This window comes from Actinoplanes utahensis, assembly GCF_016862455.1.
Classification (GTDB): Bacteria; Actinomycetota; Actinomycetes; order Mycobacteriales; family Micromonosporaceae; genus Actinoplanes; species Actinoplanes utahensis.
This window is the reverse complement of record NZ_BOMZ01000086.1, coordinates 66,187-90,354: the sequence shown is the minus strand read 5'-3', so window position 1 is coordinate 90,354 and position 24,168 is coordinate 66,187. Positions and strand designations below refer to the sequence as shown.

The window sequence follows — 24,168 nt, the reverse complement described above, 5'->3', positions numbered from 1 at the left end:
CCGCCGAGAGACACGAAAGGGGAACGGCCATGCCGGATCGGGACCGCTTCTGGCCGGCGCTGATCGCCACTGATCTGGACGGCACCTTACTGCGTTCTGACGGTACGGTCGGAATCCGTACCCGGGAGGCATTGGCGGCGGCGGTCCGGCGCGGTTGCCGGCACCTCGTCGTGACCGGCCGTTCCATCGCGTGGACCCGGCCGGTGCTGGACGAACTGGGCTACACCGGCCTGGCCGTCTGCGGTCAGGGCGGCCAGGTCTACGACGCCGGTACGCACACCGAACTCACCTGCCACCTGCTCGACCGGGACCTGGCCCGGCGGGCGCTCGCCGCGATCGAGGTGGTGACCGGCCCACTGGCGCTGGCCACCGACGAGGGCGGCCTGGACGGCGCCGTCCTGGCCGGCCCCGGTTACCGCCCCGACCCGCTCGACGGGCTTCCGGTCGTCGCGGTCGACGGTGACCGGCTGTGGACGACCCCGATCCGCAAGGTCTATGTGCAGCATCCCGAGCTGGACGAGGACCGGCTGCTCGAGGTCGCGTCGCGGCTCACCGGGCACCTGGTGGCCACCACGAAGGCCGGGCCGGGCGAGATCGAGATCCTGCCGTCCGGCCTGTCGAAGGCCACCGGCCTGGCACACGCCGCCGGCCTGCTCGGTCTCCATGGCGCGGAGAGCATCGCGTTCGGCGACATGCCCAACGACATCCCGATGCTGGCCTGGGCCGGATACGCGGTGGCGATGGGCAACGCGCACCCGGAGCTCAAGGCGGTGGCCGACGAGGTGGCGCCGGACCACGACGACGACGGTGTCGCGGTGGTCCTCGACCGGATCCTCGGCCGCGCCGGCCGGCCGGTGTCCTCGGAGCTGATCGGCTGATGGAACAGTTGAACAGCCGGGTCGTGTACCGCAATCCGTGGATGACCGTGCGGGAGGACGAGGTGAGGCGGCCGGACGGCAGCCCCGGTCTGTACGGCGTCGTCGAGAAGCCGGACTTCGCGCTGATCCTGCCGCGCTGCCGGGACGGTTTCTGGTTGGTGGAGCAGTTCCGCTACCCGGTGGGACGGCGGGCGTGGGAGTTCCCGCAGGGCAGCTGGGGCCGGGAAGCGGGCGGCGATCAGCTGGCGCTGGCGCGGGCGGAGCTGGCCGAGGAGACCGGCCTGCGCGCCCGGTCGATGACACACCTCGGGTTCCTGTACGAGGCGTACGGCTACGCGACACAGGGTTTCGACGTCTACCTCGCGACGGACCTCGACGAGGGCACGCCGGACCGGGAGGAGAGCGAGCAGGACATGATCCATCGCGCCTTCAGCGACCCGGAGATCGCCGAGATGATCCGGTCCGGTCTGATCGTGGACGCGCCGTCGCTCGCCGCGCTGACCCTCTATCGGTTACACCGATCCACCTGAACCCGAACGGCCCCCCGGAGGGATACCGGAGGGCCGTCGTACGTGGTGATCGTCGTCAGCAGGTGGTGTAGCCCTTGCCGGCCTTCGTCCACTTGCAGGAGTCGATCGTCCGGTTGCCGGCGGTGCGCACGTACGCGGTGTCGGCGGTGTTGCCCCAGACGTGGTACGTCTTGCCCCAGTACCGGGTGATGCCGGCGTTCGCGCCCTTGCCGGTACGGACGATCAGGCTGCGCCCGGGGTACAGGTAGTACTTCGCCAGGATCCGGTAGGTGTTGCCGGCCGCGTCCCGGATGGTCCAGCCGTACAGGTAGACGGTCTTCTTGCTGCGGTTGGTGATCTGGACGTACTCGCCGTTGATGCTCTTGTTGGACCTGCTGTCCGTGCCCGGGGCGTTGTACTGGATCCGGGCGAACTGGACCGCACCCACCGCCGGGTCCGCCGGGTTGTAGGCCGGCGTCGTGGGCTTCGGGGTGGTCGGCTTCGGCGTGCTCGGCGTCGTGGGCTTCGGTGTGCCCGGAGTCGTCGGCGTCGTGGTCGGGGGCGTCGTCGGCGGGGTGGTGGGCGGGGTGGTCGGTGGCGTCGTCGGCGGGGTGGTGACCGGCGTCCCGCCGCCCCCGGTGGTCGCCGTGAAGGTGTTGGTGGTGATCAGGTTGTCCGCGGAGGCGTACGCGGAGTTCTTCGGGTCGACGACCCGCACCCGGTACGTCTGCTGGCCGGTGGGCTGGCCGGTGAGCGTGCCCTGGAACTCGGCCTCGTCGTCACCGTCGTCGTTCGGGCCACGGGTGCCGCCCTCGCCGGCGGGACCGTCGGTGTAGCCGTTCGCCACCTCGACCCACGAGCTGCCGGACTGCCGTTCGACCAGTACGGGGAACCACGGCTGGTCCGGGTTGGCGCGGAAGCGGTAGGCCACGCTGCCGGTGGCGCCCGGCGTGACCGCGAACTCGCCGCCGATCCGGAGTGGGGCCTGGATGATCCGCGAGTACTCGCCGTCGGCCTCGACCGCCCAGACGAAGCCCGAGTCCATGACGCGGGTGATCGACCATCGGCCGTTGGTGCCCGCGGTGGCGGTCGTCGGGTACTGGTAGGGGGTGGCCCGTGACAGTTCGGAGGCGCTGTCGGCGTTCCGGCCCCAGATGTAGGCGGCCTCACGCAGGTACACGGTCGCGCCGGGAGTGGCGGTGCCGGTCAGCACCACGGCTCCGTAACCGGTCTGTGCCGGCGCGTTGTCGATGGTCGGCGCGGCGGCCCACGCCGGCGTGCTGCCGAAGACTCCGGTGCCGGCGACGAGCACGCCCAGAGCGGTGCCCACGCCGAAGGTCACTTTCGGTCGTATGTGCATTTTAGTTTGAGATCCTCCGTCGTGAGGGCAGCACTGTGAGATGTGAACTCAGAGCGCCCGGCATTAATCTCCGACGCTATCGAGAATTGAGCTCCAACGTCATCGTTCATCCCGCCTGCGGACCCTACCTGCTGGTACAGGTGGCTACGGGCGCTCTCGAGATCGCGTGATCAAAATTGCAGAACAATGCTCCGGTGAACCGGTGCCGGTTAAGTGGCGGAGATTACCGCCGACAGTTCTAATGGGCGTTTCCGGTCAGGCACCCTGTCTCAGCGATACTTATCCGGTGTACGTGGCCCGCGGTTCGACGGAAACGGATAAATGACCACTCTCGCTGCTGACTGTGCTCGCTGCGCTGCGCTCTGTTGTGTCGCGCCGGCCTTCGCGAAGTCGTCCGACTTCGCCCACGACAAACCCGCCGGCCGGCCCTGCCGCAACCTCGGCGACGACTTCCGCTGCACCATCCACGAGCACCTGGAACAGCGTGGCTATCCGGGGTGCGTGGTGTTCGACTGCTTCGGCGCCGGCCAGCGGATCACCCAGGAGACGTTCGGCGGGCGGGACTGGCGATCGGAGCCGCGGCTGGCCGGGGACATGTTCGCGGTCCTCCCGGTGGTGCGGCTGCTGCACGAGCTGATGTGGTACCTGACGGAGGCGCTGAAGCTGGCCGAGACCCGGCGGCTGCACCCGAAGCTGCGTGCCGCGCTGGACGAGACCGACGCCCTCGCCGGCCGCACGCCGGAGGAGTTGCGGGGACTGGACGTGGAGGCGTACCGGATGAAGGTCGTCCCGCTTCTGCGCCGGGCCAGCGAGATGGCCCGCGGACGCGGGCCGGACCACAGCGGCGCCCACCTGATCGGCCGCCGCCTGCGCGGCGCCGACCTGCGCGGCGCCAGTTTCCGCGGCGCGCTGCTGATCGGCGCGGACCTGCGGGAGGCGGACCTGCGGCGGGCCGACTTCACCGGAGCCGACATGCGGGGTACGGATCTCCGCGGCGCGAACCTGAACGGGGCGCTCTTCCTGACCTCGTCACAGTTGCGTGCCGCAGTGACGGACTCCGATAGGCCCTAGGATGGGCGCATGCAGGTGTCCGGTGTGGTGTGGGTCCTGACCGTCCTCGGAATCGTCGGCCTTCTGCTCTTCGACTTCTTCTTCCATGTGCGCAAGGCGCACATCCCCCGCCTGCGCGAGGCGGCACTGTGGACGTCGATCTACGTGTCGATCGCGATCCTGTTCGGGGTCGGGGTGTGGATCTTCGGCGGCTCCACGATGGGCGCGGAGTACTTCGCGGGTTACGTCACCGAGGAGGCGCTCTCGGTCGACAACCTGTTCGTCTTCCTGCTACTGATGGCCAGTTTCAAGGTGCCCCGCGCGGATCAGCAGAAGGTGCTGCTCTTCGGGATCGTGGTCGCCCTGCTCGCCCGGACCGGGTTCATCCTGCTGGGCTCGGCGCTGATCAACTCGTTCGCCTGGATCTTCTACGTGTTCGGGCTGATCCTGCTGATCACCGCCGGGAACCTGTTGAGGAAGAAGCACGACGACGGGGAGGAGCCGGACAACTTCGTGATCCGGCTGGCCCGCCGTTTCCTGCGCACCTCGGACCACTACGACGGCGACAAGCTCGTCACCTACCAGGACGGCAAGCGGGTGCTCACGCCGATGCTGCTGGTCATGGTGGCGATCGGCGGCACCGACATCCTGTTCGCGCTGGACTCGATCCCGGCGATCTTCGGTCTCACACAGAACGTCTACCTGGTCTTCACCGCCACCGCGTTCTCCCTGCTCGGGCTGCGGCAGCTGTACTTCCTGATCGACGGCCTGCTGGACCGGCTGGTGTTCCTGTCCTACGGGCTGGCCGCGATCCTCGCCCTGATCGGCGTGAAACTGGTCCTGCACGCCCTGCACGAGAACAGCGTGCCGTTCATCAACGGCGGCGACCCGGTCGACGTGGCCGAGATCCCGACCGTGCTCTCCCTCGGCATCATCATCGGCGTGCTGGTGATCACCGTGATCGCCTCACTGCTCAGCCCGAAGGGCCGGGCCCGGACCGCGCAGGCCGCGGCCCGGCGGCACGCCACCGAGTTCCTCGACGTCGAGACCGATCCGGCCTACTGCGACGAGATCTACCACAAGCTGCTGGTGGAGGAGGAGAACCTCAAGCGGCTGCCGGAGAAGTACCGCGCCCGGGTCCGGGGCGAGTCCGAGCTGATGGCGTTGCTGGAGCGCGCGCACCGGGTGCACGAGGAGCGGGTCGCCGCCGGAAGCTGCTTCGCCGCCCGCACGTGAGTCCCCCGGCAGGTCATGGGTGACCGGGACCGTCAGCGGTCCCGGTTGAGGTACGCGGAGAGGTTCGAGCCCTGGCCGTCCGGGGTCTCCGAGACGAGGCTCGCCACCCGGGCCGCCAGGCTGGCTGCCCGGGACGCGAGGTCCGGCTCGGCCTGCCGGGAGTCGAGCTCGGCGCGCAGGGCCTCCTCGGCGCGCTGCGCGTCGGCCTCGACGCCGGGGCGCTCAGCGTAGGCACGCGATCCGGACACCGGAACCTCGGCGTAGGCGAACCCCTCGTGAGCCGGAACCGGGTTCTCATAGGCGGGAGCCGACTGCTGGTGAACCGGGGCCGGAGCCGGCTGCTGGTGTACCGGGGCCGGAGTCGGCTCCTGGTAGACCGGGGCGGGAGCCGGGTCCTGGTAGACCGCGGCCGGAGCCGGGTCCTCGTCGAACGGGGCGGGCACCGGCACCGCGCCGAGCAGCGTCACGGTCTGCCCCTCGCCGCCCTGGTAGTTGCTGAACTCCGGGCCGATCACCAGCCGGGACAGCATCCGCGCCTGCGGGGCGGGCACCCCGATCAGGTCCGCGTTCTCCACCCGGAACCGGGCGATCGCCTGCCGCAGCGTGTTCGCGAGGCGGTCCGCGTCGCCGATCCTGGACAGGGCGCCGCCGGCGAAGACCAGGGCGGGGAAGGTGCCGTTCGGGCCGGTGCACACCAGCTGGATCTGGGTGACCGTGGCGTTGCGGCCGGTCTCCCGGTTGCCGGGCTGGACCCGCAGGTGCTGCGGCCACAGCCAGAACAACTCGCCGCTACTCTGCGTCTCCTCGGTGTGGTGGACGTAGCGGACCCGGCGGTCGGTGACCAGAACGTCGGTCTCCTCCGGCAGGGTCCATCGGGGCAGCGAGGACGCCTCGTCGAACGCGTACTCGGCGACGGCGCAGCGGCCGCGCCACAGCACGCGCTCACCGCTGTCCAGCGGTCCGAGGTCCGTGCCCGCGGGGGACAGGAAGTGCTGGTGGAACATGGTTGCCTTCCCCGTGCTCGCCGCGTCCGGAAGAGTGCGGCCGCACCGATTACAACCGGTCACCGGCAGCGTTGCCAGTCACCGGGCGCGGATCACACCCGAACCTGGGAAATCGACACAGGACGGTGATCAGTGATGCACCTTCGGCCTATTCGACGACTACTTTCGGTTACCGAACAGGCTTTCGGGTGGCAGAGGAGAGGGTACCGCTGCGGCGTCCGGAACGGGAGCCGCGCCACCGGTGAAACGGTCCAGGTCCGTCTCCACCCGCCCCGGGAACCAGTCGCCGGCAGCCCGCCGGGTGAGTTCGGCGACCGGTGGCGGGGTCCGCCCGGCCACCACCACGAGATTGCCGAACCGCCGCCCCCGCAGCACCCCGGCATCGGCGACCAGGCAGGCCTCCGGCAGCGCGGCCCGAATCGTGGCGACCTGGGCGCGGGCGTAGCGCAGCGGCGGGCCGTCGGCGACGTTGGCGATCAGCCGGCCGGCCGGGTCGAGGACTCGGGCCAACTGGTCGGCGAACTCGGCGGAGGCCAGGTGGGCGGGGGTCCGGGCGCCGGCGAACACGTCCAGGACCACGACGTCGTACCCCGCGTCGCGCATGCCCTCGACGGCGGCGCGGGCGTCGGCGACCCGTACCCGGATGTTGGCTCCGGTGGGCAACGGAAGCTCCCGGCGGACCAGCTCCACCAGCGGTCCGTCGATCTCGACCACCCGCTGCGCCGAGCCTGGCCGGGTGACCGCGACGTATCGCGGCAGCGTGAGCGCGCCGCCACCGAGGTGCAGCACGCGCAGCGCGCGACCGGGCGGCGCCGCCAGGTCGATCGCGGCAGCCATCCGCCGCACGTACTCGAACTCCAGGTGGGTGGGGTCGGCCAGGTCCACGTGTGACTGCGGGGCGCCGTCCAGCAGCAGGGTCCAGGCGGTGTCCCGATCCGGGTCCGGGACCAGCTCGGCCACGCCGGAGGCGACCGTCTCCACCCGCTTCCGGGACGCTCTCCGCTGTGCCATCGCGCCAGTATCGCCGGTTGCGAATCGGTAGCGCGGCGCGGGGAACTCGCAAGTGACGGTGGAAACTTCCGACGTTTGCCCCCGTGAGCGCACTCGAGCAGACGATGACGCGGCGCAGCGTCGTGGGCGGGATCGCCGCGACCGGCGCCGCTGCCGCCCTGACCACCGGCACGCCGGCCGCCGCTGCCGCCGCCGGCCCGGCCGGCGCCGGTCTCCTGCCGTCCGACCCGCTGTTGCACCTGCTGCGCCGGGCCACCTTCGGGCCCAGCCCCGCCTCGATCGCGGAGATCCGCGAGCTGGGCGCCACGGCGTGGCTGAACCGGCAGCTCAACCCCTCCTCGATCGCCGACCCGGTCGCCGACGGCCTGCTCGCCCGGCTGCCGCTGAGCCGGCTGTCGATCGCCGACATCCGCGGCCGGGTGGCCGCCGGCACCCTGAAGCAGTACAGCTGGGACCCGATGTGGCAGCTGTCCTGGGCGGCCGTCGCCCGGTCGATCTGGAGCGAGCGGCAGCTGCTCGAGATGATGGTCGACTTCTGGAGCAACCACCTGAACGTGACGTGCCCGCACGGGGACGTCTGGGACAGTCGGATCGACTACGACACCACGGTGATCCGCCGGCACGCCCTCGGCAGGTTCTCCGACATGCTCCGGGACGCGGCCCGGCACCCGGCGATGCTGACCTACCTGGACAACCGGTACTCGACGAAGGCGGCACCGAACGAGAACTACGGGCGTGAGCTGCTGGAGCTGCACACGGTCGGGCTGGCGTACACCGAGGCGGACGTCAAGAACGCGGCCCGGCTGCTGACCGGGCTGACCGTGGACAACGCCACCGGGAAGTACCGGTTCGACGCGGCGGCGCACGCCGTCGGCGCGGTCCGGGTGCTGGCGTTCCAGCACGCCAACGCCACCGCGGCCGGCGGGGAGGCGGCGGCGCTCGCGCTGCTCGACTACCTGGCGCTGCACCAGACGACCGCCCGCCGGATCGTCACCAAGCTGTGCGTGCGGTTCGTCGCCGACGACCCGCCGGCCACGCTGATCAGCACGCTGGTCAAGGTGTACCTGGACAACGGGTCGGCGATCGCGCCGGTGCTGCGGGCGCTGTTCACGTCGGCCGAGTTCGCGGCCTCGATCGGGGCCAAGGCGCGGACGCCGATGGAGGACCTGGCAGCGACCGTGCGGACTCTCGGGTACGGGCCGGCGGCCACCGGCGTCAAGTTCCTGGAGAGCCTCTACTGGATGGCGCGGGACGCCGGGCACGCGCCGCTGAACTGGGGACCGCCGAACGGGTATCCGGACGTGGCCGAGGCCTGGGACTCGCCGTCCGGGCTCCTGGTCCGATGGAACATGCACCTGTCGATCGCGGCCGGGTGGTGGCCGGACACGCTGGTCCGACCGGCGAACCTGCTGACCGGGATGGTCGGTGCGCTGCCGGCGACGTACGGCCTGCTCATCGAGAGAACCGCCACACGGTTGCTCGGAGTCGCGCCTACCGCGAAGCAGACGGCCGCCCTTGCCGAATTCTTCGGCAGGACCCCGGCGTCGGCGCTGAAGTCGAACGATCCGGCCACCGGCTGGATGTATCCGTACCTGATGGGGATGTTGCTCAACTCCCCGTCCTTCGCGGTGAGGTGATCATGGACGACGTTTGTGGATGTGCGGAGAACCGCCAGGCCGGACTGTCCCGGCGGGGTCTGCTGGCGGCGGGCGCGTTCGCCGGCCTCGCCACGGTGGGCCTGGACACCAGCGTGGCGTACGCGGCCGATCCCGGATATTCCGGTGACGTGCTGGTGCTGCTGTCGCTGCGCGGCGGCTTCGACGGGCTGTCCGCCGTGGTGCCGGCGGGCGATCCGGCCTACTACACGGCGCGGCCCTCGATCGCCGTACCGAAGACGCAGTTGATCGGGGGTGGGTCGTTCTTCGGTCTGCACCCGGCGCTGGCGCCGCTGCTGCCGTACTGGACCGGCGGGCAGCTCGCCGCGGTGCACGCGGTGGGCCAGCCGGCGCCGAACCGGTCGCACTTCTCGGCCATGGAGGATCTGGAACGGGCCGCTCCCGGCACGTCGATCCGGACCGGCTGGCTGAACCGGATGCTCGGCACCCTCGGCGCGTCGGATCCGTTCCAGGCGGTCGCGATGGGCACCTCGATGCCGGCGCGGGTGCTCGCCGGGCCGGCGCCGCACCTCGGCGTGCGCGCGATCGACAAGATGACGCTCACCGGCGACCAGACCGGGCGGCCGATCGCGGCGACGATGGCGAAGCTCTACGACGGGGCGCCGACCGGGCTGCGGAGCACGGCGAACCGGATGCTCGGCACGCTCGCGCAGGCCGAGCGGCTGCGGACGGCCGGGTACCAGCCGGCCAACGGGGCGGTCTACCCGGGCACCGATCTGGGCGCGGCGCTGCGTGACCTGGCCCGGCTGATCAAGTCGGGGTCCGGGCTGATGAGCGCGACGGTCGACTGCGGCGACTGGGACATGCACGAGAACGTCGGCCCGGCGACCTCCGGCCGGCGGATGTACGACCAGCTCAAGGCGCTCGCCACGGCGCTCGCCGCGTTCGCCGCCGACCTGGGCCCGGACGGCCTGCGGCGGGTCACCCTGGTGACCGTCAGCGAGTTCGGCCGCCGGGTGGCGCAGAACGGGTCGGGCGGGCTGGACCACGGTTACGGCAACGCCATGTTCGTCCTGGGTGGCAACGTCAAGGGCGGCAAGGTGTACGGCCGATGGCCCGGCCTGACCACGGCGCAGCTGCGCGACGGCGACCTGGCGGTGACCACCGACTACCGGTCCGTGATCGGGGAGATCCTGCGCGCCCGGTGCGGGGTCGCCGATCTGGGCGGTGTCTTCCCCGGAGTCGGTGTGGCGGGCCTGGGGATCGTCACCCCGCGCTGAAATCGGCCGAAACGCACATCAGGGAAGAGTGCGGGCGATACAACTTAAAACATGTCGAGCAACCTGCTTGCCGAGCTCATCGGCGCTCAGCGGCGGCCGCCCGCTCCGGTCCGCGAACCGGCCGGGCCGCCGCTGCGGATCCGGCGGCACACCTCCGACGAGGGCGCCCCGTTCTGGCGGTGGGACTGCGACGGCTGCGGTGAGTACGGCGGCGGGCGGCACCACGAGGACGCGGTGACCCGGGCGCTGCGGCACTGCCACGAGCACCCGGACCACCGCTCCTCACTGCTGCCCCCGGTGCGCTGCCGGGAGCCGCACACCTTCCTGCCGCTGCACCCGATGCTCTACGCGGTCGACGACGACCCGCCGCCGGAGCCGCTGGCGATCTGAACCCGGCGGTTGTTCAGGATGCCGGCGACCCTGCGGAACAGCGGGTCGGCGAGCACCTCGGTGAGATCCGGGCCGAGCGGGATCCGCCAGTTCGGGTATTCGTCGAACGTGCCCGGCAGGTTCGGCTGACGGCGTTCCAGCAGGACGTCGTGCAGCGAGGCGGCGACCAGCCGGCACGGCGTCCGGGCCAGGAACTCGTGCATCGCCACCACCGGATCGTCGTCGTCGGCGGCCAGCAGGCCCTCCGTGCGCAGCCGGTCCAGCAGCAGATCCCGGTCCTTCGCCCAGCTCGCCCGCTCCTGCTCCACCGGCCCGGCCAGCTGGCCGAGCTCCGCCCGCACCTCCACCTGCTCGCCGACCAGGAACCCGGCCGCGGTCGGCAGATCATGGGTGGAGACGCTGGCCAGCGCGTTGCGCGGATAGCCGGCCGACGGGCGGTAGCCACCCTCGTCGTCTCGGGTGAACCAGAGCACCGCCGAACCCAGCATGTTGGTCCGCTGCAGGCCCTCGGTCACCACCGGCATGACCGTCCCGAGGTCCTCGCCGATCACCACGGCCCCGGCCCGGTACGCCTCCAGCGCCAGGATCCCGAGCATCGCCTCCGGGTCGTAGTGCACGTACGTGCCGTTCGCCGGACCGAGCCCGGCCGGCACCCACCACAGTCGCCACAGCCCGGCGACGTGGTCCACCCGCAGGCCGCGGGCGTGCCGGAAGATCCGGCGCAGCATGTCACGGTAGGCGGCGTACCCGGTCTCGACCAGCCGGTCCGGCCGCCACGCCACCCCGCCCCACTCCTGTCCCAGCTGGTTGAACGCGTCCGGCGGCGCCCCGGTACGAGCCTCCATCGCCAGCACGTCCTGCAGCAGCCACCCGTCGGCGCCGCCCGGCTCGACCGCCACCGCCAGGTCGTGCACGATCCCGACCGGCATGTCCCGGGCCGCCTCCCCGGCCGCGTCGAACTGCGCCTCGAGCAGGTCCTGGATCCAGACGTGGAACGCCACCCGGTCGCCGCGCAGCTCCCGGGACGCCGGCGCGTCCGGGCGGCGCACCCCGGCGGGCCAGGTCCGCCAGTCCGGGCCGTGCTCCTCGGCGAGCACGCAGTAGCGGGCGAAGTCCGTCAGCCCCGGATCGCGGTCCAGGTCGACGGCGTCGGCGAGTGGCCAGAGCAGCTCCAGCGCGGCCAGTTTGGCGGCGAACACCGCCTGGTAGTCGATCAGGCCGTCGGCCGGCGGTTCCGGCCGCAGCGCGTCCACCCGGTCCCGGACGTCGGGCGACGCCCGGCGGTACTCGGCGGTGTCGGCCACCCGCAGGTAGAGCAGGTTGGCGAACCGGCGGCTGGACGGCGAGTACGGCGACGCGGGCACCGGCCGCACCGGCGTGATCGCGTGCAGCGGGTTCAGCACCACCATCCCGGCGCCCGCCGACCCGGCCACGAAATCCCGCAGGTCACCGAGGTCGCCGAGCCCCCACGAGCCGGCCGAGTGCAGGGTGTAGAGCTGCACCATCCAGCCCCAGGTGTCCGGCGGCTCGGGCAGCTCGACCGGGACCACCACCAGGGTGACCTCCTGGTCGCGGCAGCGCAGCCGGTGCCAGCCGAGCGGCAGATCGGCCGGCAGCCGGTCCACCCGGCGCACCCGGCCGTCCTCCAGCGTCAGCTCGGCCGGCGCCGGAAGCTCCCGGACGTCGCCGGTACGCAGCACGATGGTGCCGGGCAGCCGGTCACCGGCGTCGCGCCGGCGGGCCGCGGCCAGCGACTCCCGGACCGCGGCCGGGGTGCCCGCGTCGACGCCCAGCATGCCGAGCACGCCGATCACCGACTCGGCGGCGACCTCGGTCTCCTGGCGCTGCCAGTTCTCATAACGGGTGGCCACCCCGTGTGCCTCGGCCAGGGCCACCAGATCGGTGTCCATTCCAACCCCTTTTCGTTGGTACACGATCCCTCACCCATTGCTTACATCGGTCAGCATGGGGCACATGGGTGACATGGCTCGAAGACTGCAACTCTGGTTCGCCGCCGCCTTCGCCGGCGTGATGATTACCTTCCTGATGCCGGTTCAAGCCTGGGCGGCCGAGAACGACGTGGTGGAAGCCGTCCGGAAGGCCCGGCGCAGCGGCGGGTTCGGGCTCTTCGGACTCGTCTGCTGTCTCGTGGCGGTCGGCGCGATCGTGGTCGCGATCGTGTTGATTTCCCGCAGGCGCAAGCGTCGCTGACGCCGTCCGCCTAGTTTGGGAGCATGCGGTCTGTGGTCCTGGGTGGCGGAATCGCGGCGATCCTCTGTGTGCCCCTCGCGATCTCGGTGGCCGCCAGCGCCTCCGGCGACGTGCTCCTGAGCCGTGGGCGGCCGGCGCTCGCCTCGGCCACCGAGAGCGTGGCCTGGTCCGCCTCCGGTTTGACCGACACGGCCGAGGACACCCGGTGGTCCAGCGGGGCGGCCGGGCCAGGCACCCAGTGGATCCGCATCGATCTCGGTACGGCGCAGGACATCCACCGGGTGCGGCTGCGCTGGGCCCGGGCGTACGCGCGGGCGTACCGGGTCCAGGTCTCCGGCGACGGTTCGGTGTGGCGGGACCTGTACCGCACCGACTCCGGCGACGGCGGGACCGACGACGTCCGAGGGCTCTCCGGCACCGGACGGTACCTGCGGGTCCTCGCGACCCGCCGGGGAACGCCGGAGGGCTACTCGCTCTGGGACGTGCGGGTGTACGGTCCGGGCCGGGCCGCCCCGGTGACCGAGTCGGCCGCCACCGCCGACGTGCCGCCGGTCGCCGCCGCCCTGACCGAGGCCGGCAAGAGGGAGACCGCTTTCAGGCTCGTCTCCAGCGCGGAGAACTCCACCCTGGATTGGCGGTCGGAGTTCGGCTACATCGAGGACATCCGGGACGGCCGGGGGTACACCGGGGGCATCGTCGGCTTCTGCTCCGGCACCTCCGACATGCTCGCCGTGGTCACCGAGTACACCCGCCGCCGGCCAGGCAACGCGCTGGCCGGCTATCTGCCCGCGCTGCGCGCCGTGGACGGCACCGACTCGCACGACGGCCTCGACCCGGGGTTCCCGCAGGCGTGGCGGGCCGCGGCCGCCGACCCGGTCTTCCGGCAGGTGCAGGAGGAGGCCCGGGACCGGCTCTACTTCACCCCGGCGGTACGGCTGGCCGAAGCGGACGGGCTACGGGCGCTGGGGCAGTTCGCGTACTACGACGCCGCCGTGATGCACGGGTTCGCCGGGCTGCGGAAGATCCGGGAACGGGTGGTGGCCGGGCAGCGGACGCCGGTGCAGGGCGGCGACGAGATCGGCTATCTCACGGCGTTCCTGAACGCGCGGGCGGCGGAGATGCGTACCGAGGCGGCACACGACGACACCAGCCGGGTGGAGACCGCGCAGCGCTTCTTCCTCAAGACCGGCAACCTGGACCTGGCCACGCCGCTGACCTGGCAGGTCTACGGGGACCGGTACACCATCGGTTAGAACCAGCCGGGGTTCAGACCTTCGCGAACAGCGCGGGCACCAGGTTCGGCTGCCAGCCGGGCAGCGCGGTGTGCGGCTCGCGGACCCGGTAGATCACGTTCCGGTACGCGACGAGTTGCCCGGCGCGGTAGGTGGTGTAGGTCTTCCAGTCCGGCGCGGACATCCGGACCGAGATCTTCACCGAGTCCACCAGCATGAGATTCGTGCCGAAGCCGCCGCTGGACAGGTTCAGCACGAAGGCGAGCGGCCGGCCCTTCTCGGCCGGGGTGAGACGGAGCACCTTGCGGCCGTCCAGCGACCAGGTCAGCGTGGTGGGGGTCCAGTCGATCGCGTACGTGTGGAAGTCGTCCCAGCCGACCCGGTCCGAGCCGAGGACATCGATCCGGCCGTACGGCACCCGCCCGTCGGCGTCGAGCACACCGAGCGCCCGCCACGCCCCCTCCGCGCGTATCCCGCGGATCCGGGCCTCGGCGTGGCCGTACCCCGCCTCGATGGTCCTGGCGGTGCGCAGCGCCGCGGTCAGCAGCAGCCGCCCGTCGCCGTCCAGCCGGGCCAGGTCGCGCCGGCCGCCGTCGAAGACCCAGACGCCCGGATCGGGGTCGTCGCCCCGCTCCCCGGAGAAGCCGTCGTCGAGCACGACCCGGTTCACCGTGGTGGCCGCCGCCGAAGCGGGGTCCGCCCGGCCGGGGAGCCAGGTCGCCACCGTCGTAGCGGACAGGATCACCACAGCCGCCATCAGCGCCCGCGGCAGGCGCCCCCTGTTCATCGAATGTCCCCCACGTCGAAGATCCAGGGTGCACTCTGCTGAACTGGGAGCGCTACCGGCAAGAGCAACGCCGCAGAATTCCCGATCGCTTCACCGGGGACCGCCCGAAAACGGACGATCAGCGGTAATCCGGCGCTCGGGTCTCGTGCATCGCCAGCTCCTCCGCGCTGGCACCGCCACCGGCCGCGCCCGCGTCGTAGGCGACACTGTCCGCTTCCTCGTCCCAGCCCGAACCCTCGTCCGGCGCGACCAGCCGGCCCACCGGGCGCGGCGAGTCCTCGTCGAGCTGGCCGTCGTCGTAGAGCGAGATCTGCGAGTGCGGATCCGAACTGGGACCCGGCTCCCACACGTCCCGGTCGAACTCCCGCTGCTCGGAGCTGTCGACGGTGTCGTCGAACGGCTCCCGCTGCTCCTCCCGGGACTCGGCGCCGAAGTCCGGCTCCTCCTGCCGCAGCCGGCGGTCCAGGCCCTCGCCCTGCCGCTGCTCCTCGGCGGTGTCACCGAACCGGTTCGACCCGCCCGGGCCCGCTCCGGCGAGGGCGGCCGGGTCCGGCCCGTCGCTCCACCGGGGGCTGTTCACCTCGTCGTACGCCGAGGAGTCGTCGTCGGCGGTGTCCGGGAGCCCGGACGCCTCCGGATCGGTGACCTCGGCCGGGTAGTCGTTGTCTCGCATGGTCGTTGACTACCCCGGCACCGGGTCGGTCATGCCTGTGGCAAGGCTCCGGGACAGATCATGGTCGGCTTCCAGGCACGCCCAGACCACCTTGCCGTCGTCGAGCCTCAGGTGACCCCAGCGGGCCGACACCGAGTCGATCAGGAGCAGACCCCGGCCGCCGTACGAGGTGGGAGCGACCGGGCCGCCGAACGTCGGCACGACCGCCGACCGGTCGCGCACCCCGATGCTCATCGTCTCGCCGTGCAGGGCGAGCAGCACCCGCATCGGGGTGCCGACGTGCGCCACCACGTTGTTGACCATCTCGGTCGCCACGATGCACGCGTTTCCGGCCAGACCGGGCTGCTCCCACCGCGCGCACGCCTCGGTGATCATCTCCCGGGATCGCCGCGCCGCGCCCACCGCCGGCTCCAGATCCAGGCTCAGCCGCCGCTCCGGGTCCGGAGGCCCGAGAGCGGCCACCGCGCCCGCCGGATCGGGCCAGACCGGCCAGCCGCTCGGCCGCCACACCGACACGTCGGCCGCGCCGCACAGCGCGAGATGGCTGCCCGGCCAGTCCCGCGTCTCGTCGAGCACGTCACGCAGCACCGCGACCGAGCCCGGGTGGCTCACCCGCAACTCGGTGACGTCGACGAGGACGGCCTCCGGCTGATCCGCCAGCTCGGCCAGCAGAGTCGAGCGCACCGGCGCTGTGGTGTGCTCGTCGAGCACTCCGGCCAACCGGACCAGCGGGTAGCTCTGGCCGCGGTCGACCCAGTGACGAAGCTCGCTCGGCATGATCGCTCCATTGTGCCTAACGCGTGTCCCGCGCGCATTTCGAGAGCCCAGGTGACAAGCGGGATACCCCGCACGAGGGCACCCATGCCCGGCCGGATGAACTCAGGCGCGGCGAGCCAGCGCGGTCAGTACACTCTCGTGCAACAGGCCGTTGGTGCCGACCACCGAACTCTTGTCGGCGGTCGGCCGTCCGTCCAGGTCGGTGATCTTCCCGCCGGCCTCGGTCACGATCGGGATCAGCGCCGCCATGTCCCACAGCGACAGCTCCGGCTCGGCCATCGCGTCCAGGGCGCCCTCGGCGAGCAGCATGTAGCCGTAGAAGTCGCCGTACGCCCGGCTGCGCCACACGCCGAGCAGGATGTCCATCATCTGCTCCAGGCGGCCGTTCTCGGCCCAGCCGTTCAGGCTCGCGTAACAGAAACTCGCGTCGGTCAGCTTGCGCACCGCCGACACGTTGATCCGGGTCGCGGAATGCTGGTTCCGCCCGGCGAAGGCGCCCAGCCCGCGCCCGGCCCACCAGCGGCGGCCCAGCGCCGGAGCGGAGACCAGGCCGGCCACCGGGGTGTCGCCCTCCATCAGCGCGATCAGGGTGGCCCAGATCGGCACGCCGCGGACGAAGTTCTTGGTGCCGTCGATCGGATCGATCACCCAGTACCGGTTGCCGGGACCGGCGGTCGCGGTGGTCCGGCCGAACTCCTCACCGAGCACACCGTCCCGCGGCCGGGCCCGGGCCAGCGTCGCACGAATCGCCTTCTCCACCGCCGTGTCCGCGTCGGACACCGGCGTCAGATCCGGCTTCTCCTCGACCTTCAGGTCCAGCGCCCGGAACCGCGCCATCGAGATGGCGTCGGCCGAGTCGGCGAGGATGTGGGCAAGCGCAAGATCGTCGGCATATCCGGCCATGCCGGAAAGCTAGCCCATCAACCCGTCTCCGGTCGCGCCGAGTTTCCGCCTGTCCCGCAAGTTGATCTTTTTGAGACCCGCTTCCGGCTTCTTTCTCGAGACCCGCCTCCGGCTACGCCGGTCAGGCGCCGGGCGCGTCCTCCACCGGTTGGTCCCGCACGTCACCCTCCCCCGCACGAGAAGCCAGGAGGCGGCGGTACGAGGCCAGACGGCGCTCGTCGGCCTTCCCCTCCGCCACCCACACGTCCAGAGCACAACCCGCGTCCGCCGCGGTGTGCCCGCAGTTCGGCTGATCGTCGAGAGTGCCCTCGACCAGGTCGGGAAACCCGTGCAGCAGGCTCTCCGCGCTCACGTGCGCCAACCCGAAACTACGGATACCCGGCGTGTCGATGATCCAGCCCGGGTCCTTGCGCGACCGGCCGACCGGCGGCAGCCGCAACGCCACCGCACTCGTCGACGTGTGCCGGCCCTTGCCGATCGCGCTGACCACGCCGACCGCCCGCAGCGCGTCCGGCACCAGCCGGTTCACCAGCGTCGACTTACCCACCCCGGAATGGCCGACCAGCACCGAGATGCGGCCCGCGAGACGGTCGCGCAACTCGTCCAGATCACTGCCCGGCCGGACCAGCACATGCGGCAGATCCAGCTCGGCGTAGTAGCCCAGAACCTGCTCCGGGCCGGCCAGATCCGCCTTCGTCAGGCAGAGCAGCGGCTCGATGTCCGCGTCGTACGCCGCCACCAGGCACCGGTCGATGAATCCGGTGCGCGGCGGCGGATCGGACAGCGCGCTCACGATCACCAGCTGGTCGGCGTTGGCCACCACCACCCGCTCCAGCCGGCCCTCCGGCGTGGTGTCGTCGTCGTCCGCGGTCCGGCGCAGCACCGACGTGCGCTCACTGATCCGGACGATCCGGGCCAGCGTGCCCGGATCGCCTGACGAATCGCCGACCAGCGCCACCCGGTCGCCCACCACCACCGACTTGCGGCCCAGCTCACGGGCCCGCATCGCGGTGATCACGTCATCGCCGGAGCCGTCCTCACGGACACAGCCGTACCGCCCCCGGTCCACGGTGATGACCAAGGCGTCGACGGCATCGTCGTGTTTCGGGCGGGTCCGGGTACGCGGCCGGGACGACCGGCCCGGCCGGATCCGGACATCGTCCTCGTCGTACTCCCGCTTATGCGCTGGCAGATCTAGCTCCTCGCCACGAGTTCCGCCCAGAGTTCGGGGAACTCGGGCAACGTCTTCGACGTACAACCTACGTCGGTGAGCTCGACGCCCGGCACAGCGAGGCCGACAACCGCCGCGGCGTGCGCCATCCGATGATCCGCGTACGTCTCGAAAGAAGCCCCGCGTAGCGCCCCCGGCTCGATCCGCAACCCGTCCCGGAACTCGGTGACACCCGCCCCCACCTTGGCCAGCTCGGTGGCGAGCGCCGCGATCCGATCCGTCTCATGACCCCGGATGTGCTCCACCCCGCGCAACTCCGACGGGCCGTCGGCGAGCACCGCCAGCGCCGACACCACCGGCGTCAGCTCGCTCACCTCCGACAGATCGGCGGTGATGCCGCGCAGCGTGCCGGTGCCGCGCACGGTCAGGCCCTCCGCCGAACGGGTCACCTCCGCACCCAGGTCGGTGAAAATCCGGCTGACCTGATCGACCGGCTGCCAGCTGTCGGCCGGCCAGCCCGCCAGCGTCACCGACCCCCCGGTGACCGCGGCCGCCGCGAAGAACGGCGCCGCCCCCGACAGATCCGGCTCGATCGTCCAGGTGCGCCCGCGCAGCGTCCCCGGCTCCACCCGCCACACGTCCGGCACGCTCTCGTCCACCTCGGCGCCCGCGGCCCGCAGCATGTGCGTGGTCATCCGCAAGTGCGGCGCCGACGGCACCGGCGGGCCCTCGTGGCGCAGCGTCAGCCCCTTGGCGAACCGGGCCGCCGACAACAGCAGCCCCGAGACGAACTGGCTCGACCCGGACGCGTCGATCACCACCTCGCCGCCCTCGACCAGGCCGGACCCGCGCACGGTGAGCGGCAGCCCGCCGGTGGGGGAGGCCTCGATCTCCACCCCGAGCGCCCGCAGCGCGGCGACGATCGGGCCCATCGGCCGGTTACGCGCGTGCGGGTCACCGTCGAACTCGACGACCCCGTCGGCGAGCGCGGCCGCCGGCGGCAGGAAACGCATGATCGTGCCGGCCAGCCCGACGTCGACCCGCGCCGGACCGCGCAGCGGCCCCGGCGTCACCACCCAGCGGTCCTCGCCGGAGGTGTCCACCTCGACACCGAGCGCCCGCAGGCCGGAGGACATCAGCGTGGTGTCCCGCGCCTTCAACGGCGCCTCGATCACCGAGGGGCCGTCACCGAGGGCGGCGAGGATCAGAGCACGGGCGGTCATCGACTTCGAGCCCGGCAACCGCACGGTCGCCGTGACCGGACCGGTGGCGGACGGGGCGAGCCAGGGGCGGAGTTCAGCAGTCACACCCGCCATTCTGCCGCCGCCCGCCGACATCCCCACCCCCCATTCCCGCCCCGCGAGACTTTCCCACCCCCCTTCCCCCACCCGAATGACCCCACCCCCTCCGCCCACCGGAATGACCCCCCACCCCCTTCGCGTCTTCGGGTCCTTGCGGGTCGGTCCTTCGCGTCTTCGGGTCCTCGCGGGTCGGTCCTTCGCGTCTACCGCCCCTCGCGCGTCCGTCCTTCGTCGTTCCTGCCCTGGCCGGGCCTTCCCGCCTCGTCTCCCAGACTCGCCGCCTCCCACACCGGGACTATTCGCGCAGCGGCAGATCTTGCCCGGCTGGCTCTCAGCCCGGGAGACAGCGGTGACCCTGCTGGCCGATTGCTGGCCGCCGGTTGTCGATCTTGTGGGGTTGTGGTGAATCGGTTCGCCCGAAACTCACGAGATCTCGCGCGTACGGGGTGGAAGGTGGAACCTGTCGCGGGCGGGCGGGTTCTCGTCCGCTGGGTTGGATCCGGTGAGCGCGTGGTGGCGCGGACAGCGCAATCTCCGCGATCGACAAGGCGGCGGCGAATTGGCCGGCCTGGTCAGCACTGAGAGCCAGCCGGAAGCAACCCGGTGCCGGGTTGTCCACCGGCTGGCAGACGATCCTCGCTCCGAGCCCGAAGGTGGCCCGGTCACCGGTGGATCTTGCTTAGCCGGCTGTCCGGGAACCGCTGCAGACCGGGCCGACTGTCCGAGAACCGCTGCAGACCGGGCTGGCTGATCGAGAACCGCGGCAGACCGGGCCGGCCGCCGACTGCCGGCGGCTTGGCGGCTGGCCGTGGTGACGTGCGGTTCGATGCGGACCGCTGGTGTCCACATGTGGCCGGTCGTGGTGGTGGGTGGTGATGTGCGGTGCGATTCGGGTGCAGGGGGTGACCGTTGGCCGGTGACCGGGGTGGGGTGAGCGGAAGGGGCATGCATGAGTGGCACCGGGGGACGGTCGTGAGGGGACGCCTGCCGTGGCTGCGGGGAGTCACGGGACGTTGCGTGGCCCGTACCACGGAAGGGTGTGAGAGGCGGGCCGCGGACCGGAAGTGATAAGCGGGCCGGAAGCCGGGAGCCCGCGGTGGTGTCGGGTTCGCCGCGGCGTTTCGGGGCGTGTCGTGGGGCGGACGGGTGTTCGAATGCGGCGTAGCCTGCTGCTCATGTGCGGGCGATATGCGACCACCAGGAGCAATGCGGATCTCAGCAGGCTGTTCGAGGCCGTGGATGTCGCTGAGCCGCTGCGGGCCAGCTGGAATGTGGCGCCCACCGCTCCGGTGCCGTTGGTGCGGATGTCGAAGGAGCACGAGGGTCGGGTGCTGGACACCGCGCGGTGGGGGCTGGTGCCGCACTGGGCGAAGGATCTGAAGGCCGGTTCGCGGATGTTCAACGCGCGGGCGGAGACGGTGGCGGAGCTGCGGTCGTTCGCGTCGTCGTTCGCGAAGCGGCGGTGTCTGGTGCCGGCGGACGGCTGGTTCGAGTGGGTGAAGGACGGCAAGCAGAAGCAGGCGTACTACATGACGCCGGCGGATGCGGCGCCGCTGGCGTTCGCCGGGGTCTGGTCGGCGTGGGGGCCGGAGTCGGTGCTGACGTGCAGTGTGATCACCACGGCGGCGCTGGGCGGCCTGAAGAAGGTGCACGAGCGGATGCCGCTGATCCTGCCGGCGGACCGGTGGGACGACTGGCTGGCCGGTGGCGGCGACTCGGAGCGGCTGCTGCGCCCCCTGTCCGAGCACGATCTGGAAGCCATCGAAGTGCGTCCGGTCGGGCCGGAGGTCGGCAATGTGCGAAACAACGGTCCGGAGCTGATTGCTCCCGCTCGCAACATTACGCTTTTTTGAACTCTCTAAGATCAACAAAAGTCTTTGTCGGGATATGTGGGCATTCTGAACTGAAAAGTTTGCTTACAGATCGACAACCCCCTTGTTCTGATCTTGTAGCGTGCGGTAGAAACCAGCGCCGGAGTGGTGCCGGACCGTAAGGTGCGGCCCGGCCGCCACAGCAGTTCCGGTCCCACGGGGGAGGTGGGCTGATGACACGAGCACGCATGCCGCGTCCGCACGAGGTGGCTATCGCGCGACGCGACCCGCGACTGCTCGAGGCGATCGCGCAACGCAGCACTGACGAGGCCTGGCGCACGCGGGGCGCCTGCCGGACGGTTGATCCGGAGACGTTCTTCCCTGCGCCGAACGAGCCATCCGGCGGGGCGGTCGCGCTCTGCGGCACCTGTGACGTGCAAGGGCCATGCCTGGCCTGGGCGCTCCAGGTCGGTGACTGCCACGGCGTCTGGGGCGGCACCACGCCGCGCGAGAGACGGGCCATGCTGGTCGCCTGGCGCGAGCGCATCCAGGCCAACGGCGACGAGGTCGACGACTCGCCGGACGACGAGGATCGCCGTCTGCTCACACTGACGCCCGTGAGCCGCTGACGCACCGCGCGGGCGTGGCCGTCCGGGTGTCCCCGGGCAGTCACGCCCGCCGCGGGAGAGCGCGCTGGTAGAAACGGACGGGTGTCCCGTTCCGACCGCACCTTCGAAACGCCGCGTGGCGTGGCCACGGCGATCGTCACCGAACCGTCCGGGCCGGTCACCGGCCTGCTCGTCCTGGGGCACGGCGCCGGGGGTGGGGTGGACGCTCCCGACCTGGTGGCGGTGCACGACGCCGCGGTGGCCGCCGGGGTGCGCGTCGCCCGGGTGACCCAGCCGTACCGGGTGGCGGGCCGACGCGCGCCCGCTCCGGCCGGGCACCTCGACGAGGCCTGGATCGCGGCGGTGGGCGCGTTACGCGTACCCGGACTGCCGTTGATCGTCGGTGGTCGCTCCAGCGGGGCGCGCGTCGCGTGCCGGACCGCGACCACGCTGGGCGCCGCGGGGATCCTCGCGCTCGCCTTCCCGCTGCATCCGCCGGGCAAGCCGGAGAAGAGCCGGGCCGCCGAACTGCCGCCCGGTGTTCCGACGCTGGTGATCAACGGGGACCGTGATCCGTTCGGGGTCCCGGCGGCCGGTGGCGCGGTCGAGGTGGCGGTCCGGCCCGGTGCGGTGCACGACCTGCGAAAGGACCTGCCGGGCACCGTGGAGATCGCGTTGGCGTGGCTGCGCCGCCATTCCTGGGCGCGCTGAAAGGGGCTGAAGGTCACCCGGGGAATTCCGATCTCGCCGCCGGCGTTGTCCCGGCTGCAAGCTTGTCGGCGGAAGGGGTTCTCTAGTGCGTGCCGGTACCGAATGCGCCAAGCGTGACGGCCGGGCGGCGAACCGGGTTCGGAGTCTCCTGAGCTCCCCGGAATGGCCCACGGCCACGGCCGCGCCCGTACAGCCGACGGTGAGCGTGAGCACACCCGTGGTTTTCAAAGGCGTAACAGGGGCACTACCCGTATCCTCGGCGGGGCGGTCGAGGGGAGAGTCCAGGGTGGCCCAGAAGGAACGGACCGAGGAGCGCCGGGAGCGCTTCGAGCGTGAGGCGTTGCCGTTCGTCGACCAGCTGTATGCGGCCGGCCTGCGGATGACCCGTAACCCGGCGGATGCCGAGGACCTGGTGCAGGAGACGTTCCTCAAGGCGTTCTCCGCGTTCCACCAGTTCGAGCAGGGGACGAACCTCAAGGCTTGGCTGTACCGGATCCTCACGAACACGTACATCAACTCGTACCGGCGCAAGCAACGGCAGCCGGTGCAGGCGCCGACCGAGGAGATCACCGACTGGCAGCTCGCGTCGAGCGAGTCGCACACGTCGCAGGGCCTGCGGTCGGCCGAGACCGAGGCGCTGGACCGTCTGCCGGACAGCGACATCAAGGAAGCGCTGCAGTCCCTGCCGGAGGACTTCCGGCTCGCCGTCTACCTCGCCGATGTCGAGGGTTTCTCGTACAAGGAGATCGCCGACATCATGGGTACGCCCATCGGCACGGTCATGTCCCGGCTGCACCGTGGCCGGCGCAACCTGCGGAACCTGCTCGAGGGGTACGCGGCGGACCGCGGCATCACCCGCACCGCCACGTCCGAGCCGCAGGGGGCGTGACGGGATGCACCACGAAGACACCGATTGCTCCGCCGTCCTCAGCGAGGTCTTCCTCTATCTGGACCTGGAGTGCTCCGAGGAGCGCCGGATCCTGATCCAGAAGCACCTCGACGAGTGCTCGGACTGCCTGCAGGAATTCGGCATCGCGAAAGACGTGAAGGCGCTGGTCGGCCGCTGCTGCGGGGACGAGCGCGCCCCGTCGGAGTTGCGTGATCGGCTGCGTCTCAAGCTCGGCCAGCTCGACGCACATGCGGAGAGCAGGGAATTCTCCTGACTGATGGGAAAGGCCCGGCGGATGCCGGGCCTTTCGCGTCTCTCAGCTGTTGGGGCGCTTGCCGTGGTTCGCGCCGCTCTTCTTACGGGCCTTCTTCTTACGGGCCTTCTTCGCCATGCCGGACTCCTGTTCGTGGTGCGTGAACTCGCTGCCGATCGTAATGGTCGCGTCCTGTGGCCTGGGACTCACCCGGAGGCGATCCGTGGTTTGATGACGTCACCGTGCACCGTGACCAGGGAGGTGGCTGAAGCCATGGCGGACGAGATCCGGGCCGAGATGGTGGCCAACGTGTGGAAAGTCGTGACGGCGCCCGGCGCCACCGTCGCCGAGGGGGACACGCTGGTGATCCTCGAGTCGATGAAGATGGAGATCCCGGTGATCGCCGAACACGACGGCACCGTCTCCCGGCTCGCGGTCAGCGAGGGCGACGTGGTCCAGGAGGGCGACCTCATCGCGGTCATCGACGGCTAGGCGAAACCCGAGAGC

Annotated in this window: 25 protein-coding genes and 1 pseudogene; 15 read left to right on the top strand and 11 right to left on the bottom strand. The window is 71.3% G+C overall.

Annotation, left to right across the window (positions count from 1 at the left end; genetic code table 11):
* Positions 1–29: 29 nt before the first annotated feature.
* Both Aut01nite_RS30445 and Aut01nite_RS30440 read left to right on the top strand, forming a co-directional pair.
* Positions 30–878, top strand: a complete 849-nt coding sequence (locus Aut01nite_RS30445; protein ID WP_043524622.1) for an HAD family hydrolase — start codon at positions 30–32, stop codon at positions 876–878.
* Positions 878–1,408 (top strand): NUDIX domain-containing protein, encoded by a 531-nt coding sequence (locus tag Aut01nite_RS30440; RefSeq protein ID WP_043524623.1) that lies wholly within the window; start codon positions 878–880, stop codon positions 1,406–1,408. The genes Aut01nite_RS30445 and Aut01nite_RS30440 overlap by 1 nt, the downstream gene beginning before the upstream one ends.
* A gap of 55 nt (positions 1,409–1,463) precedes the next feature.
* Here Aut01nite_RS30440 and Aut01nite_RS30435 read toward each other — a convergent pair whose 3' ends face one another.
* Positions 1,464–2,747 carry a lamin tail domain-containing protein gene (locus tag Aut01nite_RS30435; protein ID WP_173476666.1) on the bottom strand — a complete coding sequence of 428 codons (1,284 nt, stop codon included), beginning with the start codon at positions 2,745–2,747 and terminating at the stop codon, positions 1,464–1,466.
* 321 nt (positions 2,748–3,068) lie between these two features.
* On the opposite strand from Aut01nite_RS30435, the gene Aut01nite_RS30430 reads away from it, so the two are divergent.
* Together Aut01nite_RS30430 and Aut01nite_RS30425 are read left to right on the top strand one after the other, a co-directional pair.
* The gene (locus tag Aut01nite_RS30430; protein WP_043524625.1) at positions 3,069–3,818 is read left to right on the top strand and encodes a pentapeptide repeat-containing protein; all 750 of its coding nucleotides are present in this window, start codon (positions 3,069–3,071) and stop codon (positions 3,816–3,818) included.
* Between the two features lie 9 nt (positions 3,819–3,827).
* A pseudogene (locus tag Aut01nite_RS30425) lies at positions 3,828–4,814 on the top strand (TerC family protein); the annotation flags it as partial.
* A 251-nt stretch (positions 4,815–5,065) separates the two neighbouring features.
* Here Aut01nite_RS30425 and Aut01nite_RS30420 read toward each other — a convergent pair.
* Complete coding sequence (locus Aut01nite_RS30420; RefSeq protein WP_043524627.1) at positions 5,066–6,037, bottom strand: translation initiation factor 2; 972 nt, start codon at positions 6,035–6,037, stop codon at positions 5,066–5,068.
* A 159-nt stretch (positions 6,038–6,196) separates the two neighbouring features.
* Positions 6,197–7,048: a spermidine synthase gene (locus tag Aut01nite_RS30415; protein ID WP_204037740.1), complete on the bottom strand. Its 852-nt coding sequence runs from the start codon at positions 7,046–7,048 to the stop codon at positions 6,197–6,199.
* 83 nt (positions 7,049–7,131) lie between these two features.
* Between Aut01nite_RS30415 and Aut01nite_RS30410 the strand changes: the two genes are divergently transcribed.
* The 3 genes from Aut01nite_RS30410 to Aut01nite_RS30400 are packed head-to-tail and all read left to right on the top strand — an operon-like array spanning position 7,132 to position 10,334.
* Positions 7,132–8,685, top strand: a complete 1,554-nt coding sequence (locus Aut01nite_RS30410) for a DUF1800 domain-containing protein (protein WP_236642669.1) — start codon at positions 7,132–7,134, stop codon at positions 8,683–8,685.
* A 2-nt stretch (positions 8,686–8,687) separates the two neighbouring features.
* Complete coding sequence (locus Aut01nite_RS30405) at positions 8,688–9,944, top strand: DUF1501 domain-containing protein (protein WP_043524628.1); 1,257 nt, start codon at positions 8,688–8,690, stop codon at positions 9,942–9,944.
* A 51-nt stretch (positions 9,945–9,995) separates the two neighbouring features.
* Positions 9,996–10,334 (top strand): hypothetical protein, encoded by a 339-nt coding sequence (locus Aut01nite_RS30400; protein ID WP_043524629.1) that lies wholly within the window; start codon positions 9,996–9,998, stop codon positions 10,332–10,334.
* Here the strand turns inward: Aut01nite_RS30400 and malQ are convergent.
* Positions 10,289–12,244 (bottom strand): 4-alpha-glucanotransferase, encoded by a 1,956-nt coding sequence (gene malQ / locus Aut01nite_RS30395; RefSeq protein ID WP_052163643.1) that lies wholly within the window; start codon positions 12,242–12,244, stop codon positions 10,289–10,291. The two genes, Aut01nite_RS30400 and malQ, sit on opposite strands and share 46 nt — an antisense overlap.
* A 64-nt stretch (positions 12,245–12,308) precedes the next feature.
* Between malQ and Aut01nite_RS30390 the strand changes: the two genes are divergently transcribed.
* Positions 12,309–12,545, top strand: a complete 237-nt coding sequence (locus Aut01nite_RS30390; RefSeq protein ID WP_173476667.1) for a hypothetical protein — start codon at positions 12,309–12,311, stop codon at positions 12,543–12,545.
* A 23-nt stretch (positions 12,546–12,568) separates the two neighbouring features.
* Positions 12,569–13,798: a chitosanase gene (locus Aut01nite_RS30385; RefSeq protein ID WP_043524630.1), complete on the top strand. Its 1,230-nt coding sequence runs from the start codon at positions 12,569–12,571 to the stop codon at positions 13,796–13,798.
* 13 nt (positions 13,799–13,811) lie between these two features.
* Here the strand turns inward: Aut01nite_RS30385 and Aut01nite_RS30380 are convergent, their stop codons facing one another.
* The 6 genes from Aut01nite_RS30380 to aroA all read right to left on the bottom strand — a co-directional run bounded on the left by Aut01nite_RS30380 (position 13,812) and on the right by aroA (position 19,404).
* The gene (locus Aut01nite_RS30380; RefSeq protein WP_152628663.1) at positions 13,812–14,564 is read right to left on the bottom strand and encodes a carbohydrate-binding protein; all 753 of its coding nucleotides are present in this window, start codon (positions 14,562–14,564) and stop codon (positions 13,812–13,814) included.
* 118 nt (positions 14,565–14,682) lie between these two features.
* A complete protein-coding gene (locus Aut01nite_RS30375) occupies positions 14,683–15,237 on the bottom strand; it encodes a DUF5709 domain-containing protein (protein WP_043524632.1) in 555 nt (184 codons plus the stop codon).
* A 9-nt stretch (positions 15,238–15,246) separates the two neighbouring features.
* Positions 15,247–16,014 carry an ATP-binding protein gene (locus Aut01nite_RS30370; protein WP_052163644.1) on the bottom strand — a complete coding sequence of 256 codons (768 nt, stop codon included), beginning with the start codon at positions 16,012–16,014 and terminating at the stop codon, positions 15,247–15,249.
* 102 nt (positions 16,015–16,116) lie between these two features.
* Positions 16,117–16,917, bottom strand: coding sequence for a histidinol-phosphatase (gene hisN, locus Aut01nite_RS30365; protein ID WP_043524633.1), 801 nt, complete (start codon positions 16,915–16,917; stop codon positions 16,117–16,119).
* Positions 16,918–17,038: 121 nt separating this feature from the next.
* Positions 17,039–18,109: a ribosome small subunit-dependent GTPase A gene (gene rsgA, locus Aut01nite_RS30360; RefSeq protein WP_173476672.1), complete on the bottom strand. Its 1,071-nt coding sequence runs from the start codon at positions 18,107–18,109 to the stop codon at positions 17,039–17,041.
* 2 nt (positions 18,110–18,111) lie between these two features.
* Positions 18,112–19,404 (bottom strand): 3-phosphoshikimate 1-carboxyvinyltransferase, encoded by a 1,293-nt coding sequence (aroA, locus tag Aut01nite_RS30355; protein ID WP_043524637.1) that lies wholly within the window; start codon positions 19,402–19,404, stop codon positions 18,112–18,114.
* Between the two features lie 1,160 nt (positions 19,405–20,564).
* Here aroA and Aut01nite_RS30350 point away from each other — a divergent pair.
* The 5 genes from Aut01nite_RS30350 to rsrA all read left to right on the top strand — a co-directional run bounded on the left by Aut01nite_RS30350 (position 20,565) and on the right by rsrA (position 23,682).
* Entirely contained in the window at positions 20,565–21,242 is a 678-nt protein-coding gene (locus Aut01nite_RS30350) for an SOS response-associated peptidase (protein WP_043524638.1), read from the top strand.
* A gap of 191 nt (positions 21,243–21,433) precedes the next feature.
* Positions 21,434–21,829, top strand: a complete 396-nt coding sequence (locus tag Aut01nite_RS30345) for a WhiB family transcriptional regulator (RefSeq protein ID WP_043524640.1) — start codon at positions 21,434–21,436, stop codon at positions 21,827–21,829.
* Between the two features lie 81 nt (positions 21,830–21,910).
* Entirely contained in the window at positions 21,911–22,519 is a 609-nt protein-coding gene (locus Aut01nite_RS30340; protein WP_043524642.1) for an alpha/beta hydrolase family protein, read from the top strand.
* A gap of 85 nt (positions 22,520–22,604) precedes the next feature.
* Complete coding sequence (locus tag Aut01nite_RS30335) at positions 22,605–23,408, top strand: sigma-70 family RNA polymerase sigma factor (protein WP_063958759.1); 804 nt, start codon at positions 22,605–22,607, stop codon at positions 23,406–23,408.
* A 4-nt stretch (positions 23,409–23,412) separates the two neighbouring features.
* Positions 23,413–23,682, top strand: coding sequence for a mycothiol system anti-sigma-R factor (rsrA, locus tag Aut01nite_RS30330; protein ID WP_043524645.1), 270 nt, complete (start codon positions 23,413–23,415; stop codon positions 23,680–23,682).
* A gap of 42 nt (positions 23,683–23,724) precedes the next feature.
* Here rsrA and Aut01nite_RS44930 read toward each other — a convergent pair whose 3' ends face one another.
* A complete protein-coding gene (locus Aut01nite_RS44930; protein ID WP_369700219.1) occupies positions 23,725–23,799 on the bottom strand; it encodes a 50S ribosomal protein bL37 in 75 nt (24 codons plus the stop codon).
* A gap of 135 nt (positions 23,800–23,934) precedes the next feature.
* On the opposite strand from Aut01nite_RS44930, the gene Aut01nite_RS30320 reads away from it, so the two are divergent.
* Positions 23,935–24,153, top strand: a complete 219-nt coding sequence (locus tag Aut01nite_RS30320) for a biotin/lipoyl-binding carrier protein (RefSeq protein WP_043524646.1) — start codon at positions 23,935–23,937, stop codon at positions 24,151–24,153.
* Positions 24,154–24,168: the final 15 nt, after the last annotated feature.